Source organism: Amphritea japonica ATCC BAA-1530 (genome assembly GCF_016592435.1).
GTDB lineage: Bacteria > Pseudomonadota > Gammaproteobacteria > Pseudomonadales > Balneatricaceae > Amphritea > Amphritea japonica.
Map to the genome: position 1 here is coordinate 2,189,199 of NZ_AP014545.1, position 17,351 is coordinate 2,206,549.

The 17,351-nt window shown below is 46.9% G+C and carries 18 protein-coding genes; 10 read left to right on the forward strand and 8 right to left on the reverse strand.

Annotated elements, in window-relative coordinates:
- The first annotated feature begins 7 nt into the window (after positions 1–7).
- Complete coding sequence (gene hisC, locus AMJAP_RS10250) at positions 8–1,069, forward strand: histidinol-phosphate transaminase (RefSeq protein WP_026339993.1); 1,062 nt, start codon at positions 8–10, stop codon at positions 1,067–1,069.
- A gap of 156 nt (positions 1,070–1,225) precedes the next feature.
- Here the strand turns inward: hisC and AMJAP_RS10255 are convergent, their stop codons facing one another.
- Entirely contained in the window at positions 1,226–2,443 is a 1,218-nt protein-coding gene (locus tag AMJAP_RS10255; protein WP_019620666.1) for an MFS transporter, read from the reverse strand.
- Positions 2,444–2,589: 146 nt separating this feature from the next.
- On the opposite strand from AMJAP_RS10255, the gene AMJAP_RS10260 reads away from it, so the two are divergent.
- The 4 genes from AMJAP_RS10260 (at position 2,590) to AMJAP_RS10275 (ending at position 5,860) form a co-directional block, all read left to right on the forward strand.
- Complete coding sequence (locus tag AMJAP_RS10260) at positions 2,590–3,444, forward strand: LysR substrate-binding domain-containing protein (RefSeq protein WP_019620665.1); 855 nt, start codon at positions 2,590–2,592, stop codon at positions 3,442–3,444.
- 172 nt (positions 3,445–3,616) lie between these two features.
- A complete protein-coding gene (locus tag AMJAP_RS10265; RefSeq protein WP_019620664.1) occupies positions 3,617–4,216 on the forward strand; it encodes a hypothetical protein in 600 nt (199 codons plus the stop codon).
- On the forward strand, positions 4,213–5,406 hold the full coding sequence (locus AMJAP_RS10270) for a DUF2157 domain-containing protein (protein ID WP_019620663.1): 1,194 nt from the start codon (positions 4,213–4,215) through the stop codon (positions 5,404–5,406). Before AMJAP_RS10265 ends, AMJAP_RS10270 begins: the two co-directional genes overlap by 4 nt.
- A gap of 163 nt (positions 5,407–5,569) precedes the next feature.
- Positions 5,570–5,860: a hypothetical protein gene (locus AMJAP_RS10275; RefSeq protein ID WP_019620662.1), complete on the forward strand. Its 291-nt coding sequence runs from the start codon at positions 5,570–5,572 to the stop codon at positions 5,858–5,860.
- A 95-nt stretch (positions 5,861–5,955) separates the two neighbouring features.
- Here AMJAP_RS10275 and AMJAP_RS10280 read toward each other — a convergent pair whose 3' ends face one another.
- The 4 genes from AMJAP_RS10280 to AMJAP_RS10295 form a co-directional block, all read right to left on the reverse strand.
- Entirely contained in the window at positions 5,956–6,861 is a 906-nt protein-coding gene (locus tag AMJAP_RS10280) for a sensor domain-containing diguanylate cyclase (RefSeq protein WP_019620661.1), read from the reverse strand.
- Positions 6,862–7,015: 154 nt separating this feature from the next.
- Positions 7,016–8,173: a type III PLP-dependent enzyme gene (locus tag AMJAP_RS10285; protein ID WP_019620660.1), complete on the reverse strand. Its 1,158-nt coding sequence runs from the start codon at positions 8,171–8,173 to the stop codon at positions 7,016–7,018.
- 203 nt (positions 8,174–8,376) lie between these two features.
- Positions 8,377–8,985: a CBS domain-containing protein gene (locus AMJAP_RS10290; protein WP_019620659.1), complete on the reverse strand. Its 609-nt coding sequence runs from the start codon at positions 8,983–8,985 to the stop codon at positions 8,377–8,379.
- An 84-nt stretch (positions 8,986–9,069) separates the two neighbouring features.
- Entirely contained in the window at positions 9,070–9,327 is a 258-nt protein-coding gene (locus tag AMJAP_RS10295) for a DUF1127 domain-containing protein (protein WP_169336935.1), read from the reverse strand.
- A gap of 163 nt (positions 9,328–9,490) precedes the next feature.
- On the opposite strand from AMJAP_RS10295, the gene AMJAP_RS10300 reads away from it, so the two are divergent.
- Both AMJAP_RS10300 and AMJAP_RS10305 read left to right on the forward strand, forming a co-directional pair.
- Positions 9,491–10,924 carry an aminotransferase-like domain-containing protein gene (locus AMJAP_RS10300; protein ID WP_019620657.1) on the forward strand — a complete coding sequence of 478 codons (1,434 nt, stop codon included), beginning with the start codon at positions 9,491–9,493 and terminating at the stop codon, positions 10,922–10,924.
- A 102-nt stretch (positions 10,925–11,026) separates the two neighbouring features.
- Positions 11,027–11,293, forward strand: coding sequence for a hypothetical protein (locus AMJAP_RS10305; RefSeq protein WP_019620656.1), 267 nt, complete (start codon positions 11,027–11,029; stop codon positions 11,291–11,293).
- Positions 11,294–11,327: 34 nt separating this feature from the next.
- Here AMJAP_RS10305 and rlmF read toward each other — a convergent pair whose 3' ends face one another.
- The gene (gene rlmF / locus AMJAP_RS10310) at positions 11,328–12,296 is read right to left on the reverse strand and encodes a 23S rRNA (adenine(1618)-N(6))-methyltransferase RlmF (RefSeq protein WP_019620655.1); all 969 of its coding nucleotides are present in this window, start codon (positions 12,294–12,296) and stop codon (positions 11,328–11,330) included.
- 79 nt (positions 12,297–12,375) lie between these two features.
- Complete coding sequence (locus AMJAP_RS10315; protein ID WP_201356370.1) at positions 12,376–12,942, reverse strand: hypothetical protein; 567 nt, start codon at positions 12,940–12,942, stop codon at positions 12,376–12,378.
- 191 nt (positions 12,943–13,133) lie between these two features.
- On the opposite strand from AMJAP_RS10315, the gene AMJAP_RS10320 reads away from it, so the two are divergent.
- The 3 genes from AMJAP_RS10320 to hpaD all read left to right on the forward strand — a co-directional run bounded on the left by AMJAP_RS10320 (position 13,134) and on the right by hpaD (position 15,740).
- Complete coding sequence (locus AMJAP_RS10320; RefSeq protein ID WP_019620653.1) at positions 13,134–13,976, forward strand: DMT family transporter; 843 nt, start codon at positions 13,134–13,136, stop codon at positions 13,974–13,976.
- An 88-nt stretch (positions 13,977–14,064) separates the two neighbouring features.
- Positions 14,065–14,502, forward strand: coding sequence for a homoprotocatechuate degradation operon regulator HpaR (gene hpaR, locus AMJAP_RS10325; protein WP_019620652.1), 438 nt, complete (start codon positions 14,065–14,067; stop codon positions 14,500–14,502).
- A 386-nt stretch (positions 14,503–14,888) separates the two neighbouring features.
- Positions 14,889–15,740, forward strand: a complete 852-nt coding sequence (gene hpaD / locus AMJAP_RS10330) for a 3,4-dihydroxyphenylacetate 2,3-dioxygenase (RefSeq protein WP_019620651.1) — start codon at positions 14,889–14,891, stop codon at positions 15,738–15,740.
- A 101-nt stretch (positions 15,741–15,841) separates the two neighbouring features.
- Here the strand turns inward: hpaD and AMJAP_RS10335 are convergent, their stop codons facing one another.
- On the reverse strand, positions 15,842–17,305 hold the full coding sequence (locus tag AMJAP_RS10335) for an NAD-dependent succinate-semialdehyde dehydrogenase (protein WP_019620650.1): 1,464 nt from the start codon (positions 17,303–17,305) through the stop codon (positions 15,842–15,844).
- Positions 17,306–17,351: the final 46 nt, after the last annotated feature.

The window sequence follows — 17,351 nt, forward strand, 5'->3', positions numbered from 1 at the left end:
ATCCATCATGAGCAAATTCTGGAGCCCGGCAATCAACCAGCTGACCCCTTACGTTCCGGGAGAGCAGCCCAAAGTTGATAACCTGATCAAGCTAAATACAAATGAAAACCCTTACCCTCCCTCGCCACAAGTCGAAGAGGCCATTCGTAATTACCCTATTGAACGTTTACGACTCTATTGTGACCCGGACGCAACGGCTTTAAAGCAGTCACTGGCAAACCATTTTCAACTTGAGTACAACAACGTCTTTGTGGGTAACGGCTCCGACGAAGTACTGGCGTTAGCCTTTATGGCTTTTTTCCGCCAGGACCTACCCCTGTTGCTTCCAGAAACAACCTACAGTTTTTACGATGTATATTGCCACCTGTACGATATTGACTACCGACAGATACCTCTCAATGATAAGTTTGAGATCGACTTTGCTGACTATAACCAGCCAAATGGCGGCATTATCTTTGCAAACCCGAATGCGCCAACCGGGCGCCTGACGACACTGGAGCAGATTGAAACTCTGTTACAAAGCAACCGGGACTCACTGGTCATCGTTGATGAAGCTTATATCGATTTTGGTGGTCACTCTGCCGTTGAACTAACCCGCACCTACGACAATGTACTGGTTATTCAGACTTTCTCTAAATCCAGAAGTCTGGCGGGTCTGCGAATCGGCTTTGCTTTAGGCCATGAAGATCTTATTGCCGGTCTCGAACGGGTCAAAAACTCGTTCAACTCCTATCCTCTGGATAGCATCGCTATCATCGGCGCAGTAGCGGCATTAGAAGACAATGACTACTTCGAAGAAACGACGCAGAAAATTATCGATTGTCGGGAATGGACTACAACACAACTTGAGCAACTGGGCTTTGATGTTGTCCCCTCGAAAACTAACTTTGTATTCACCCGTCACAGCTCGTTAAGCGGTGCAGAGTTAATGAGTTATCTGCGCAGTAACAATTTGCTGGTACGTCACTTCGGTAAACCCGGTATCGAAAATCACCTGCGTATTACTATCGGTACACCAGAGGAGATGAATACTCTGATTGAAACGCTAAAACTACATCCGAAAATCTGATTCTGATTTCATCAGGCCGACACTCAAAAAGCAGTCGCTTGCTCTGCTTTTTGAGTGCCTTGTTAATACTTATGATGCTACGTTAAATCAGCTCTGCCTGAATCACCGTACAGACAAACTCTCTTGGTTTTAGTCTTACTTCGCTCTCTTCTCGGTTTATTCAGGGACACTTTCTGCTAAACAGCTATCCATAGCACAGTTTGCTATTGATCGTTCAGTTACACATATATAGACGGCGAGTAACACCAATAACACTGCATCGATCGTGATAATCCAATAAACACCTGCAAGACTCTCACTGAGAGTCCGGACAAATCCCGCCAAAAAATTACCCAGCGCCCCACCCAGCCCAAAGGTAACCATTCCAATACCATTTATCTGCATTGTCACTGTCGAGGAGTAATGCTTATTAACCCAACCAGCGATAATCCCCCACATGGGAAAATACATCAGGCCGTATCCAAAGCCGGCTAATACAGCAAAAGAAGCTGGATCATAGACAAAGGCGAGTTGTCCCACAGCAAAGCCACCAAAAACAATTAACAGTGCCACTCCATGGCCTTTACTATCAGCTAACTTACCTGACAAAAAACCAGCGGCCATACCCGTGACACCTGACATCGTCCATGTGTAGCCACCCAGTGCTGGCGGCAACATAAGTTCTGCCAAATAGGTATTAAGCCAGGTAGAGAACGGCATTGTTGCAAATCCCACCATAAAACAGATAAGGCAAGCAAAAAAAGCTGCCCGCTCCCCTAACACAACCTTCAACAACTGCCCTGCCGGCAGCGCAGCAGGCGCTTTGGTCGACTGGTGAACCACGCGTTGCTTGAGACTTTTTAAAAGAAACATCGTCAGAATAACAGTAACCGTCCCCAGCATACCGGCCAGCACCCAGCTACTGCGCCAGCCCAGTAACGGCACTACCATCAATATAAGCAAGCCATTCAGTCCATAACCCCAGGCAGTACCACTAGAAGCGCTCGATAAACAAGTTGAGCACAATGCCGGTCGGGCATAGCGCGTAATCAATTCAACAATAGCCCCCCAACTAATCGCAGCGCTGGCTGCCATAAAACTAAGCAGTAGCAATACCAGCAGCGGCTCATCAAGCGCAGCCATCACAAACAACAGTACACTGGTAAACGCACCGGTTATCAGCACCAATCTACCTGAATCAACGCGATGACCAATCAGTCCCAATAGCATCGCCCCACCCAGGTATGATAATTGAGTTAAGGCACCGATCATTGCAAGGTACCAGTGACTGATGGCGATTGATTCCTGCATCAAAGGAACCATTGCAGCAAACAGAAAAACGCCGAAGCCGTGGCTGATTATCTGATTAACACCAAACGTTGTGGTCATGCGCATCTAACGCTCTCCATAACAGTTACATCGTTGTATAACGAATTTATAAAGTCGGTATGAGTAATTAACGAGTCATCCTAGGCACTTGCCTTTGTTCGGTAAATCGATAAATATTGACAACTACATTCAATATTACTGAATTCTGACATATGCGAGATTTACCAATTGCCTTGTTACGAACCTTTATGGTCGTTGCTGAAACACTTAACCTCACGGTCGCTGCAAACCGGCTTAACAAAGCTCCTTCGACTATCAGCATGCAGTTAAATCGGCTAGAGGAGCTGGTTGCAAACCCTCTCATGGAAAGGGGACAACACGGTGTTAGATTGACGGCGACGGGGATGCAATTGAAACACCATGCCCAGCAACTGCTTAATTTACATGATCAGATTGTGGGGGCATTTCAGAATATTGATATTGCAGGAAAGGTCCGCCTTGGCACCCATGATCAGTATGCAAGCCGGACGCTAACCCCTTTGCTACAGGCATTTATTCTGAGCTATCCCGAAGCGCAACTGGAGGTCCACTGTGATCATCGACCAAACTATCTGACGGACATGTTGAAAAAAGGCAAGATTGATATCGCCTTGGTAGAGATGCCAGTAACCTCCGAGGGAGGCTTGCGCTTACGGCGTGATGAACTGGTGTGGGTTCGTGCCAAAGACCATAGCGTCCACCAGCAGGCCGTTCTGCCATTAGCTGTTTTCGACGAGGGGTGTTACCACAGAAACTATGCCCTTGAAGCATTAGAGTTATCAGCCAGGCCTTATCGTATCGCTTTCACCAGTCAGAGCCGGGCAGGTGTTCTAGCGGCGGTAAGGGCCGGGATTGGTGTTGCCATCATTCCACTCCATACCCTTGAGGAAGATCTGATTACGATAGACAAGGAGCTCCCCTCGCTAGCTGAGACAGAGGTCACACTGTTTACCGCACCAAACGTAAATGAAGCCACCCTGAGACTGGCGCAAACAATTCAAGACAGTCCGTTATTTGGCGATAGCTGACATTGTTAATATAACGAGCAACATGCAAAGAATAATCCGACAGCGTCAAGGTGTTTAGCTGACCTTTCAGCCAGGTAATACTTGATAACAGAGAGCGATTGTACTGATATAATCATTACTTACGAATGCTTATGCTATGTGTTTACATCACTGGACGACGAGATAATCAGGCATGAAAACATTTCTCCGAGAGAACCCTACTATCGCTTTTGGCCTGGCTTTGCCACTACTCCTGGTGGTGGTATTTCTGTTGCTTTCGGGTGTTCCTTCTCTTCTGGTTGCCCCGCCACAATACGATCTTCTGTTCGCAACTGAATACTACAATTACCAAAAAGGGCTAAAGATTTCGGTCATCAACAAGCAGGTTCAGATCACCAACCTGGGACAGCCGCAAAATAACCAAAACCCTCGAATCTGGCGTTACACTGCCACCACCGGAGCGGTCAAAGAGATCGCCTTTATACTGCCGCCTGATCCGACTCTATCAATACATAAGCCCAACACTGCCGACACTTTGTCACCAAACACTCTGATTGAAGTTCCCGACTTGAAAGGCTTGACGGTTGATTCATCCAGCATTGCACCTGATGGTTACGAATTCAGTATCGGCAATCGTTCATCACGTAATATCTTTGGCGGCTTATTCTATTCTTCACGCTATCGGCATGATGCAATACTGACAAAAAATGGGCGCAGCATTCATTTACCCGATGCGACTGGACGCTACTACCGGGGTAATACCCACTTCATTGGCTGGGTCGTGTCACCATGATGTCACTCTTGGTCGTTATCGTCATAGTCATACTGATTGGTGGCGGTTTCTGGGGATGGCCGTTGCTAGCAGGAGCCCTCGGAATCTCTAACATAACGAATAAAGCTGATGCGTTGCGGCATATTCGCCAACTGATGAATACTTACGATATTACGCCCGCTGAGGTCGAAATTGCTTTATCTATTCCTGCCTCTGAGCATTCTGCTACCCATTCACGCAGCAAAGGAGATATTGCAAAAATACTCTTTGCTTTACTCGGTTCAATTTTTATTTTCGCAGGTATTAGCACCTATATCGGCATGTTTTGGGATAGCATGGGCTCTGTAATGCGGGTTCTGATCACCCTGGGGGTTGGCTATGTCCTTCTCATTATTCTCATTTCAGCGCTACAGGAAGAAAAATTTCCCAAATTCATTCTGCCCCTGACTTGTGCCGCTGTATTTATGATGACCAGCGGTTGGTTTGTGCTGATTCACGAACTTTACCCGCAAGGCGATAACTGGCGTACAGCCGTACTCGCTGTGTTTGCGGTGATGGGTCTGCAACAAGGCGTATTGTTCGGGAAATACAGACGTACCGCACTGCTATTCACCAGCCTGTTTTTTGCCTATGGTTTTCTAGAGGTAGGACTCGATTTACTCGGCGTTCCCGTCGCTTATATCTCCATTGTTTTAGGCTCATCCATCTTTCTTGTGGCTACAGCCCTGGAAAAGTCACCCCATAGGGTATTGGCAGAACCCGCCTTGCTCATTGGCGCCTGCTGGCTCAATAGCGGTTTATTCGACCGCATAGACCTATTCACATCAACCAACTGGGCTAGCCTGATCACAGGTACCTGCATAATGTTGACTGCTTACGGCATGCATAAAACAGATCGGTATCCTCGCCTGATAGCCCTGGGTTATTTTATAGGCTCGATCATGGCCTATGTGGGGTTATTCGATCTGCTTCAGAACAGTGCAATTGAACTGCTCTACCTCGCCGTCACGGCCTCCACTCTCTATGCCTGTGTCGTACTACAAAGCCGTGCACTCTTATTGACGACGGTAATTGCGATGCTAAGTTTCATTGTATATTTTTCAGAAAAGCATTTTGCAAACTCATTGGGATGGCCTGTTACTTTAGTGCTCATAGGTATTGCTTTCCTTGGTGTTGGCGCTATTGCCATCAAACTTAAAAAGCGTATGTAACCGGATAAGCAGACCTGCTCGGCCGTTAAACATAAACCTCGTCTGCCTGCCCTCAAATTTTGTTATGAGTTGGATCATGCGGTCTTAATTCTCAATCTTGTCAAACGACTTTTAAAAGATTAATTTCACGGATAGTTCCAGTTATTTAAGTACGGACGATTATATGATTTATGCTGAGATGGAATATGAAGCCCACTATTCTGAGCTTCATCAGGAACTTGTAAGCTATTTAAAGGAAACGTTTTCGACTGTAGAACACGGTCTCCAGGGAGACTCCTGGATCTGGATATTTGAAGGTGATGATAAGGTTGAAATTGATACCTTCTACTCTATGAAGCATCAGATTAAATCAGCGAATACAGGGTCATTTTTAGCGAAGGCAGTGATCAAGTATATCAGCGCCAAATATAAGGTTAATGCCTACAGCGCACCTGAACCTGAGCCCCATGAATAGTCATCCAGGCCATATTCTCTACGAGCTGAGTGTAAGCCTTCCGTATGGAATGCCTCATTACTCTATACGTCCCGACACTCCAGTTTCAGTCGTTATTACTCACTGCCACTAATACGGTTACCGCCCTGCTGTTTTGACAGCTGTAAACAGTCTTCAGCGCGACCGTACATGTCATCTGCACTATCTCCCTCACCAGTCAGAGTCGCCACGCCAATACTCACGGTAAAACGGACCTCAGTACCAGAATGAGGTGCTGACAAATCTGACACCATATTACGCACTCGCTCTGCTGCCAGGATACCCTGTTCAGCATTTGTTTCCGGTAATAGAATAGCAAAGCCATCCTCACCCACCCGGGCAAGAAAATCCGCCGTTCGTTTTAAGCTATTAAGGGACTCAGCCAGACGTTTAATAATCTGGTCACCCACATCCCAGCCTTTCTCCTCATTAATCAGTCTAAGGCTATCGACATTGATCAGCATCAGACTACAGATCCAATCATAGCGAAGTGCCTGAGCGATGGATTGAGTCAATACCGGCATCAGCGCCCGGCGGTTGTACATTCCAGTCAGCAGGTCTCGCTGAATCGGGGAGCTCTCTCGCTGCGCTCTTTTTCGCTGACTAATATCATCGATTCGGCACACCACGCTTGGCTCCGAACCAGCAGAGGGAGCCATACGCACTTCAACCCAGCAAGACTCTTTCATCCCCTGGCTACGAAGATAAGTAATCTCCTGTGGATCGAGCAGCAGCTCTTTTACCGCTAATTGATTCAGACTCAGACATTGGTCAACCATCCCCTGTAGCGAAAGAAACAATGGCGTTGGAAAGATATCACTGAGGGTTTTACCAATGAGATCATCACTACTTCCCCAGGGAATAGCAGAATCCGTATGGGTTGAGAAAATAATAGTGCCTTGCTGACTTAATATCAGCACATCTTCAGACAAGACATTGAGCAATGCATCAATACGGGTTTGAAGGACATTGGCGTTTTTCATTCTCAACTCCACTAGCAGATACGGGTTATGCCTAACTTATAACATAGCAACGCTATTCTACTGAAGAGAGGGGTCCCATTCTGTGGAGGTAAATCAATACAATAAGCAAAAAGAAACCCGCCTGAGCGGGTGTTCTTGTATTCGAACCCTTTATTTACTCAAGTACATAGGACTTTAAAGGTGGAAAACCATTAAATTCAATTGAGCTATAACTGGTTGTGTAAGCCCCTGTAGAGCACCAGTAGAGACGATCGCCGATCTCCAGGGATAAGGGCAACTCATACTTATAATCTTCGTACATAATATCCATGCCGTCACAGGTAGGGCCTGCTAAAACAACCTCTTCCGTTTCACCACTTCGCTCGCTCAACAGCGGGTATTTAATCGCCTCCCCCAGCGTTTCTATCAGGCCGTTAAACAGCCCGACATCACTAAATACCCAACGATTTAACGAAGTCGAAGATTTACGTGATATTAAAACGACCTCACTCACCATCATGCCGCTGTCACCTACCAGCGAACGGCCCGGTTCCAGAATAATCTCGGGGGGGTTATCACCAAAATCTTCTTTCAAAAAACGAATAATTTCCTGACAGTAAACCGAAAACTCGTTAGCTTTTGTCAGGTACTGGGCCGGAAAACCGCCCCCCATATTGATCATACGCAGCTGTATCGCCTGCTCTTCTCTCAGCCTGTCAAAGATCACCTTCACTTTTGCGATAGCAGCATCCCACACGTCTATATGGCGCTGCTGTGAGCCTACATGAAAAGAGATACCGTAAGGTTCAAGCCCCAACTTTTTCGCCAACACAGCCAGTTCAACAGCCATTTCAGGGTTGCAGCCAAATTTACGGGACAGTGGCCAGTCTGCACCTTCAGAGCCCTCAGTCAAAATACGGATATAGATACGTGAGCCTGGCGCATACTCAGCTATATTTCGCAGATCAGGTTCCGAGTCAGTTGCGAATAACCGCACGCCTTTTTCATAAAAATAACGAATATCATCTCGCTTCTTGATCGTATTGCCATAGCTCATCCGTTCAGGCGCAACATTGTGTGCCAGAACCTGGTCCAGTTCATAGACGGACGCAATATCAAAGCTCGATCCCAAATCTGCCAGGTGCTTGAGAATGCGGGCATGAGGATTTGCCTTAACCGCATAGTAGACAGAGGCGAAGTCAAAACCCTCGCGTAATTCATGATATTTCTCTGCCACCGTTGGCAGATCGATCAGCAAGAACGGAGTCTGATATTGGTCAGCCGCTTTTTTAAAGCGCGCCCATTTTTCAGTAGAAATATGATCCGGCAACATATTCGTTGTACCTATGATTTAATCCGTTTAGACGGCGGATAACAGGCGTCAGTCGACGCTCACTCAAAGCGGCGAAGTATAGTTTAAAAGTGTCGACTGTAAAGTGAAATTTATAGGCTGAACCAGGTAAAATACCCCCTTAGATAAGAGGGCCTGAAATATGACCACTGAGTTATGAATTATTAGCAGACGTGACAAAAAGTTTATAGGCTCATCTCACTGCCCTGCGCGACTATTTTCTCAATATCGGCAAAGGATTTAGCTTCGTACATAATGTCAAAGCCAACCTTAAGCTTACGCGATATATCACTAGCCGAAACAACGCCTCTGATTCGCTTTATGCCCAGATCGGTTTCATCAACAACCAGTAAATGCTGATCCCCTGAGCTTTTCAGTGTCAACATCACGTCTCCAATCCTTGAATGTCTGACCTGATCAAAGGTCAAAGAGCGCAGACTAGCCTTATTGAGCATGATATCGCGCACAAGCACTTCCTGCCTACTAACACCACAGCTGTTCATGTGCACCATTGCTTTAGTACCGGAGATATCCCGTGCGGTAATAACACCGATAAACTTATCCGCCTCAGTCGTGACAAACAACATCCGAACATGCTGGCTTTTCATACGCTCCAACGCATCATCCACCTGGACATCTTCGGACACCGTTACCGGCGAAGTCAGAGTAAAATCAGTCATGACTTCATTGGCCGGACTCCTTAGAGAGACCTGTTCACCGGTATAGTCCGGGGTTAATAAATTTTCCACTTCACTGTTGTCCTGCAACCGCAGGGGATAAAATTCCTCGAACATCTAAACCTCCACACACATGTCAGATCGTCACTACAGCATAGTTCTGTTTTCAGCCGCTTCGCCAGTTTATTTCCAGGAGGCTCTTTAAAAACGCAGAAAGATGGTTAACCCCACTCCCATTATGAGTAGCAGAGAAACGGCACTATATATTAGATGTGGGCGCTTTTTAGCTGCTGTAACCTGATGTGCTTTGTTATCCCAAAAGGGCCGCTTAGCCTCATGAAGAGCATCGGCCCGACTAAGATCAATATCTTTCAAAGCATGCGCATCAAGGTTTCTAAGCAACCTCCGACTGTAATATGTTTCCCGGTATTGTTTAGCCAGGCGTATAAATTTTTTCATTCTGAATCCCTCCATAACAGGGCTTCAGTTTACGAACATATCTGTTACCATTACAGATTCAGCATTATCAACAAAACACCAATACAGATTACAGAATCATACTTCTGTAATGGTTTAACAACATTAAACTGTACTGTTTAACACACTGTGCAGGGGCAGCCAGATGAAACTGTATGAGCAAGTTGCGACAACATTAAAAGATCGGATTGACCTTGGCTATTATCATGAAGGGGATAAGTTACCCTCTGTGCGCGGATTGAGCCAAGAACACGGCGTTAGTATCTCCACCGTCCAGGAAGCCTATGGTCTGCTCATGGATGATGGCATTATCGAGTCCCGGCCAAAATCCGGATACTACGTTCTTAAGCACCAGGCCCCTCCTGAATTACCCGCTACCAGCAATCCGGCACCTCAACCCCTGGTCGTTGCACAATGGCAAAAACTGCAGCATATGATCAATGAATATGGCAGCACTGCAACGACCAAGCTCAGTCTCGCACTGCCCGACACACAGGCATCTACTCTCAAGCCTTTAACACGTCTTATGTCAGAGCTAAGCCGAAATGCAGCAACACGAGTCTTAGAATATGAACATGCAGCAGGGTCTGATGCCCTGCGTCATCAGATTGCCAGAGTCATGGTGGACTCTGGCTGTCGTATTAATCCTGAAGAAATCATTATCACCTCCGGGTGTCAGGAAGCCCTGTCCTGTAGTCTCAGAGCCGTGACCGAGCCCGGTGATATTGTCGTTGTTGATTCCCCCAGCTTTTTTGGCTCTGTACAAGCGATCAAGATCAATGGCGTAAAAGCCCTGGAGATACCGACAAGCCCGGAAACAGGCATCTCGCTAGAAGCACTTGAAATGGCGTTTGAACAGTGGCCCATCAAGGCATGCCTCCTGACGCCTACGAATAACAATCCACTCGGCTACTCAATGCCGGACAAAAACAAACTGCGCCTGCTGGAGCTCCTGAACCACTACGACATCCCTCTCATTGAAGATGATGTTTATGGTGACCTTAGCTACACCCTACCCCGGCCAAGAACCATCAAGTCGTTTGATACGCAGGGACGCGTTATTCTCTGCTCATCATTTTCAAAATCAATCGCTCCGGGTATTCGGGTTGGCTGGATCGCACCCGGCCACCACCGGGAACATATCATGATGGTGAAATATCTATCGAGCCTGTCGACTCCCAAACTTACCCAAATGGCCGTGGCTGAATTCATCGCTCAGGGGTATTACGAGAAGCACCTGCGCCGGGTACGCCGTGATTACCAGCGGGATCGTGATGCTGTGATTGGCTGGCTAAAGCGCGAACTACCAGAAGGCACCCGCATCAGCTACCCACAAGGAGGCTACCTTTTATGGGTAGAGCTGCCCGACCAGATTGACTCAAACGAGTTGAATCAACAAGCTAAGCAGGAAGGCATTAGTATTGCTCCGGGAACCCTGTTCTCCGCCTCAGGCAAGTACAAAAACTTCATGCGTATCTGCTGTGTTAACAGCGCTGATCCCGCCCTGGAAAAAGCGATAAAAACGCTGGGACGCTTATGTAAAGAGATGCTAACCCGCAATCTTTTAAGCCAGGATTAGGCACAAAAGCCCAGCGTACTTGAAAACATCTCATGCGCTTTACTCCCATATCCCTATTTTTTGACTAAGCTTTCCTTATAGATCAAGGGACAGTCCAGTCAGATGACGACTGTCGTTTTCTTTATGGCTACCCAAGGGGGAATGTCTGTGGACGGATATAATCTAGAGTCCCGTGTTAAAAGTCTCGAGGTACTCACCTCGCTGTTACTCGCAATAACTCAAAACTTACATGACGGTGCCCAAACACCGCTAGATACGCTGAAAAACCTTTTAAATGCTCACCCTGAAATTATGACTGAGGACCTTTTAACTTATCTGGAAGAGCTCGAAAATACAGCACAACTACTTCAGCAGCCCGCTCAGCACTAAACTCAATCACCGCCTACACACTGAGGGCGATAATTTACTTATCGCCCCAGCGTAGCTGTCGCCAGTCAGCCTGTTCTGCTTTAGAAAGAAACGTCCAGACGACAAATCGACTGGATTTTTGTCCCTGCGCCATATCGATGACCCTGACATTTTTAGCGGATACCGACTTCAGAATTCGTTTTATCGGCGCTATATTATCCTGCCTGGATATCAGGCAACTGAATAGATAACACTGTTCCCCAAATTCCCGGCTTTGAAGAATCATTCTCTTAATGAACGCAAGCTCTCCTCCTTTGCACCAGAGCTCATTTTGCCTGCCGCCAAAATTAAGCGTTATATCTGAAGACTCTTTGCCGAGATTTTTGAGTTTACGCCGGGTACCCGATTCAGCCTCCTCTGCAGAACCGTGAAAAGGCGGATTACACAGAGTAAAATCAAATTGTTCTGACGGATTAACAACCCCTTTAAACATACTCTCAGAATCTGTTTGTAATCGATTCTCGATACGACCTTTCACTACAGGATTCGCCTCGACGATTAAATTGGCGCCGTTAACTGCAACGGGATCAATATCCGCACCAACAAATTGCCAGCCATAGCTACGTGAGCCAATCAGCGGATATATACAGTTAGCACCGACACCAATATCTAGCCCCCTGATGCGTCTGCCAGAGGGAATAACCCCCTGATTGTCAGCTGCCAGCTGATCAGCCAGATAATGAATATAGTCCGCTCTTCCCGGAATGGGAGGACAGAGATAGCCGGGAGGAATATCCCAGAAATGGATGCCATAATTTTGCAGCAACAACGCTTTATTCAAGGCCTTTACAGCATCAGGATTATGAAAATCGATACTCTCTTCATCGAATCGATTCAGCAAAATAAAGCCTTTCAAATCGGCAGACAGTCTACCAAGCGCCTCAAAATCATAACGCCCCTGATGTGGATTTCTGGGGTGCAGGAGAGCAGCTTTAGGCCCTTTTCCTTTCAGTGCTTTAGACATAAGACGAGATTACTCTGCCAGTAAAACAGAGCATTGTATCCTAACTCAGTGACGAAGTGGGCAACCGGCACAAACAGCGTCAGCGAATCTCAAGGTAAGGCAACCAACGCTTGTCTAAATCTGCTTCATCTACATCAAATTCAGCAATCGGCGGCTGAGTCAGATCATCCGGAGGAGAGGCCAGCATATTCAGATCAAGAGAGTGAGCAATCCCCCGCATTCCCTCCTCAGTTACCGTCATTCGGTAATAAATCCCGTTCCAGAAGTTAGCACCAAACGCTTCAGGTTTTTTAAACATAAAGAGCAGATCATGCTCCAGCCAGCGCAAATCATCACCGCTCACCGTTCTTGGCTGATCATAAGGGTATGGAATAAAACACCAGAGCTCTGCTCCTTCAAGACACTTCATCTCCTTCATAGACAGAAAGTAATCCTTAAACAGATGGTGATCCAATGTAATTTCATACTGATAGCGGCCAGCCTCTAACGCAGTAAACTCTATCCCACCAATATGCTGTTCATGGCCATCTTTCTGCTGCAGATAAAGCTGTTTAAAACCCGGGCTAATCTCCATGGACCAGAGCACAGTGCTGGAACCAAGCATTGAAATAAAGAATAGTACGCTTGCCAAAAAACACTTCATCATCGACCTCCTGAGCCATTTATTCCAGTTTAGGAGTTGATCACAGAAGCACTATGATACTTCCGTACTGTTTTAGTCGCTTTCAGCACTGTTGTTTAATTGAAATACAGATACAATGCCGGATCATCTCAATCCACTTTGCTATTCGCTCAAGAATGCACTGTGTAATCATGAAAAAGCCTGAGAGAGTCTCTATGAATTCTGAATACCTTAAAGGCTTTCTACTGACAGCACTCGGCGTCCTGGTATTGAGTTTTGATGCCCTGCTAATACGCCTGATCGATGCAGACTCTTTCAGTTTATTGTTCTGGCGTGGTCTACTAATGAGCCTGACGGTTGCTTTCTGGTGCCGCTACCGATATCCAGGTAAACCCTTTTTTTACCGAGACTGGCCCAGTATACGTTCAGCGGGACTCTACGCCCTCTGTTCGATCTTCTTCGTCTCTGCAATCAATCACACCTCTGTCGCTAATGTGTTAGTAATTATCAGTGCTCAGCCTCTATTTGCAGCACTCATCGCCCGCGTTTTTATTGGTGAAAAGTCCTCAGCGTCCACCTGGGTCGCAATTATTATCTGCATGCTCGGCATCGTTTGGGTGATGAAAGACTCGTGGTCAGCCCCCAGCCTTACCGGGGACCTGCTGGCCTTCTGTTGTGCGATTTGTTTATCGGCAAAATTTGTCAATGATCGTGCCGTAAAGCACCGGGATATGACGCCGGCATTGATAACCGCTGGGTTATTCATCGCTATCACCAGCTTACCAAACGCATCGCCGCTGGCCCTGTCCGGTGCAGACTGGGGTTGGATGTTGTTACTTTGCGTGATTGTTATCCCGATAGCGTTCGTTTTAATTACTCTGGGACCCACGCGCATTTCTGCCGCTGAGGTGGGTATGCTGATGCTGTTGGAAACAGTATTTGGTCCCCTGCTGGTCTGGCTGTTTATAAATGAAGCCCCAAGCCCTTCCGCTTTGCAGGGCGGTGGAGTAGTGATTGTCACCTTACTGCTTCACGGTTATTTAAAATGGCGAAAATAAGACAGGTAAAGGCCATAACTAAAAAAAAGTTTGCATCACTAAGCATGAATCGTAAGAATAGATAAAAAGCTCTTAAAAAGAACATCCTATGCGAAAATTTGAAGATTCCTTACCACTGCAACTCCTGAAAGCCCGAGAAGCAACGATGGCTTTTTTCCGCCCCTTGCTTCAGGAGAATAATATTACTGAACAGCAGTGGCGTGTACTCAGAGCCCTGAAAGCGTTCGGTGAGCTTGAGTCTAAGCAATTGGCAGACCACTGCTGTATCCTTAGCCCAAGCCTGACCGGCATTATCAAACGACTTGAGCACCAGGGCTATATCACCCGTAAGAAGTCTGAAGAAGATCAGCGCCGCACCCTGATACGCTTAACTGAAAAGTCTCAAGTATTGTTCACTCGCCTCAGCCCCGATGTAGAAGCAAAATATAAGCGTTTTACCGATCTATACGGCACCGAGAAATTAACTGAACTGTCTCAACTATTGAAAGAACTCACCGAACTGGAATCAGATTCACAAGACAATTAGCGTCTAAAACAGGAAAAGTAGTACAACACAGGCATAAACGACACAACCTGATCCAATATTTTTCCAAAATCCACTCAGCGGCTAACCTGCGTTATAACCCTATCGTCATCCAGCAACCTATTGACCCTCTGCAGCTTTCTCTGGGTCAGGGCGCCCTGGTTCCTCTCCTGTTAGAAACTCACCTATTTCTCTGGTACTCCCAGTCAAAGTTTACATTTAGATGATCTGGGTCAGGAAATGAATAGTAGCCTTTGACAGTAATCTGCAGACTAACTAATCTTACATATAGTTAATATATTAACTATAATACATTTTCCGGGTGCAGGTCATATACAGATTAATCTGGCCCTTTCAACATACTTATAAAAATCAAATGAGGTTTGACCATGGGCGAGATTGTACTGGCAGCAAAAGTTACCCACGTACCAACAATGCTATTATCTGAACGACCAGGCCCACTGGAAGGCACACGACAGCAAGCCATTGACGGCCATAAAGAGATTGCCCGTCGCGCACGTGAAGCGGGAGCTGACACAGTTGTTGTCCTGGATACCCACTGGTTGGTCAACAATGGTTACCACATTAACTCCCGTGATCACTTCAAGGGCGTTTACACCAGTAACGAGTTCCCTCACTTCATCCAGAATATGGAATATGAATACACCGGTAACTCTGCACTGGGTGACCTGATCGCTGAGAAAGCGACTGAAAAAGGTGTATACACCCTCTCACATCAGGTTGAATCCCTGGATCTGGAATACGGCACCCTGGTTCCAATGCGCTATATGAATCCAGAGAGTGACCTGAAAGTTGTTTCTGTTGCCGGCTGGTGTACCGTTCACAGCATCGAATCCTCCCGCATCCTGGGTGAAGCGATCCGTGAAGCGATCGAAGCAAGTGATAGCAAGGTTATGCTGATTGCATCCGGTTCCCTGTCACACGCTATCTGGGCGAATGATGACTACGAAGCCAATAACGGTACATTCACCATCTCTAAAGAGTTCAACCGCCAGGTTGACCTACGGGTGTTAGATCTGTGGCAGCAGGGTGAAATCTCTACTTTCCTGAAAATGCTGCCTGAATACGCTGACCTGTGTAGCGGTGAAGGTGGTATGCACGATACCGCAATGCTGTTCGGCGCCCTGGGTTGGGATAAGTACGAAGGTAAAGGTGAAATTATCGGTGAGTACTTCCCAAGCTCCGGTACCGGCCAGGTAAACGTTGTTTTCAGTCTGTAACTGATTCATTTAACAAAAAAGGAGCTCTAAAAGAGCTCCTTTTTTTACCTAAATAAGCGAAGTAACAGGCTGTTACCACCGCTTCAGTATCAACATAGCCTTTAACGCTGGATACCACCGATACAGATATATTTAGTTTCCAGGTAATCATCCAGACCATACTTTGAACCTTCACGGCCCTGCCCAGACTCTTTCACGCCTCCGAATGGAATGACCTCAGAGCTGATAGCGGTTTCATTCACGCCAACCATACCGTACTCAATTCCTTCAGACACACGCCAGATACGACCCACGTTCTCGGTATACAGATAGGCTGCCAGGCCAAACTCTGTATCGTTCGCCATCGAAATAGCCTGTTCTTCACTACTGAACTTAAAGACAGGCGCAACCGGTCCAAAGATCTCTTCAGAGAAGATACTCATGTTGTCATCTACATTGGTCAGAATGGTTGGCTCATAAAAGCAGTTACCCAAGTCTGAAGGCTTACCGCCGGTGACAACATTCGCTCCCTGCTTGACCGCGTTCTGAACAATATTATCGATATCACCCAGTGCTTTTTTAGATACCACAGGACCGTGAGTCGTGTCGGCATCGAAGCCAAGCCCCAGACGGAAGTCATTTACCGCCGCTGCAAATTTTTCAACAAAAGCATCATAGATACCTTCCTGAACCAACAGTCGGTTAGCACAGATGCAGGTCTGGCCTGAGTTCCGGTATTTAGACACCAGCGCACCTTTAACCGCCAGATCCAAATCTGCATCGTCAAAGATAATAACCGGCGCGTTACCACCCAGCTCCATTGAAGTACGCTTTACTGTATCCGCACACTGCTTCATCAGTAGCTTGCCAACCGGAGTCGATCCGGTGAACGTCAGCTTTTTAACCACCGGATTAGAGGTCATCTCACCACCAACCTTTGAAGACTGAGAGCTCGGCAGTACGCTGAACAAGCCAGCAGGTAAACCAGCCCGATTAGCCAGCTCTACCAACGATAGCGCTGAAAGAGGCGTCTCAGCTGCAGGCTTCAACACAATCGCACAACCTGCCGCCAGGGCTGGAGCAGCTTTACGGGTGATCATCGCGTTCGGGAAATTCCAGGGTGTAATGGCTGCGACAACCCCTACCGGCTGTTTAATCACAATACTACGACGATCGTTAGCAGAAGGCAGCACATCGCCATACACACGCTTGCCTTCTTCGGCAAACCATTTCAAATATGAAGCGCCATACATGACTTCACCCTTTGACTCAAAAACAGGCTTGCCCTGCTCCAGCGTCATGATTGCCGCCAGATCATCGATATTTTCGATAATCAATGCGTGCCAACGTTCCAGTATTTCTGAACGCTGTCCCGCTGGTAATGCTTTCCACTCAAGCATCGCGGAATCAGCAGCGGCAATAGCTCGTGCAGTCTCAGCCTGGCCAACACTAGCCACCTCGGCAATAGCATCACCGGTAGCAGGATTCATAACAGTAAAGGTTTCGCCTGCATCGCCATCAACCCACTGCCCATCTATAAACGCCTGAGTCTTCAGCAACGAGGAATCTTTCAGTTCTAATTTCATAGCTATCTCTTTTAACGTTATCGGGCAGTTCAACCCGGTTATTATG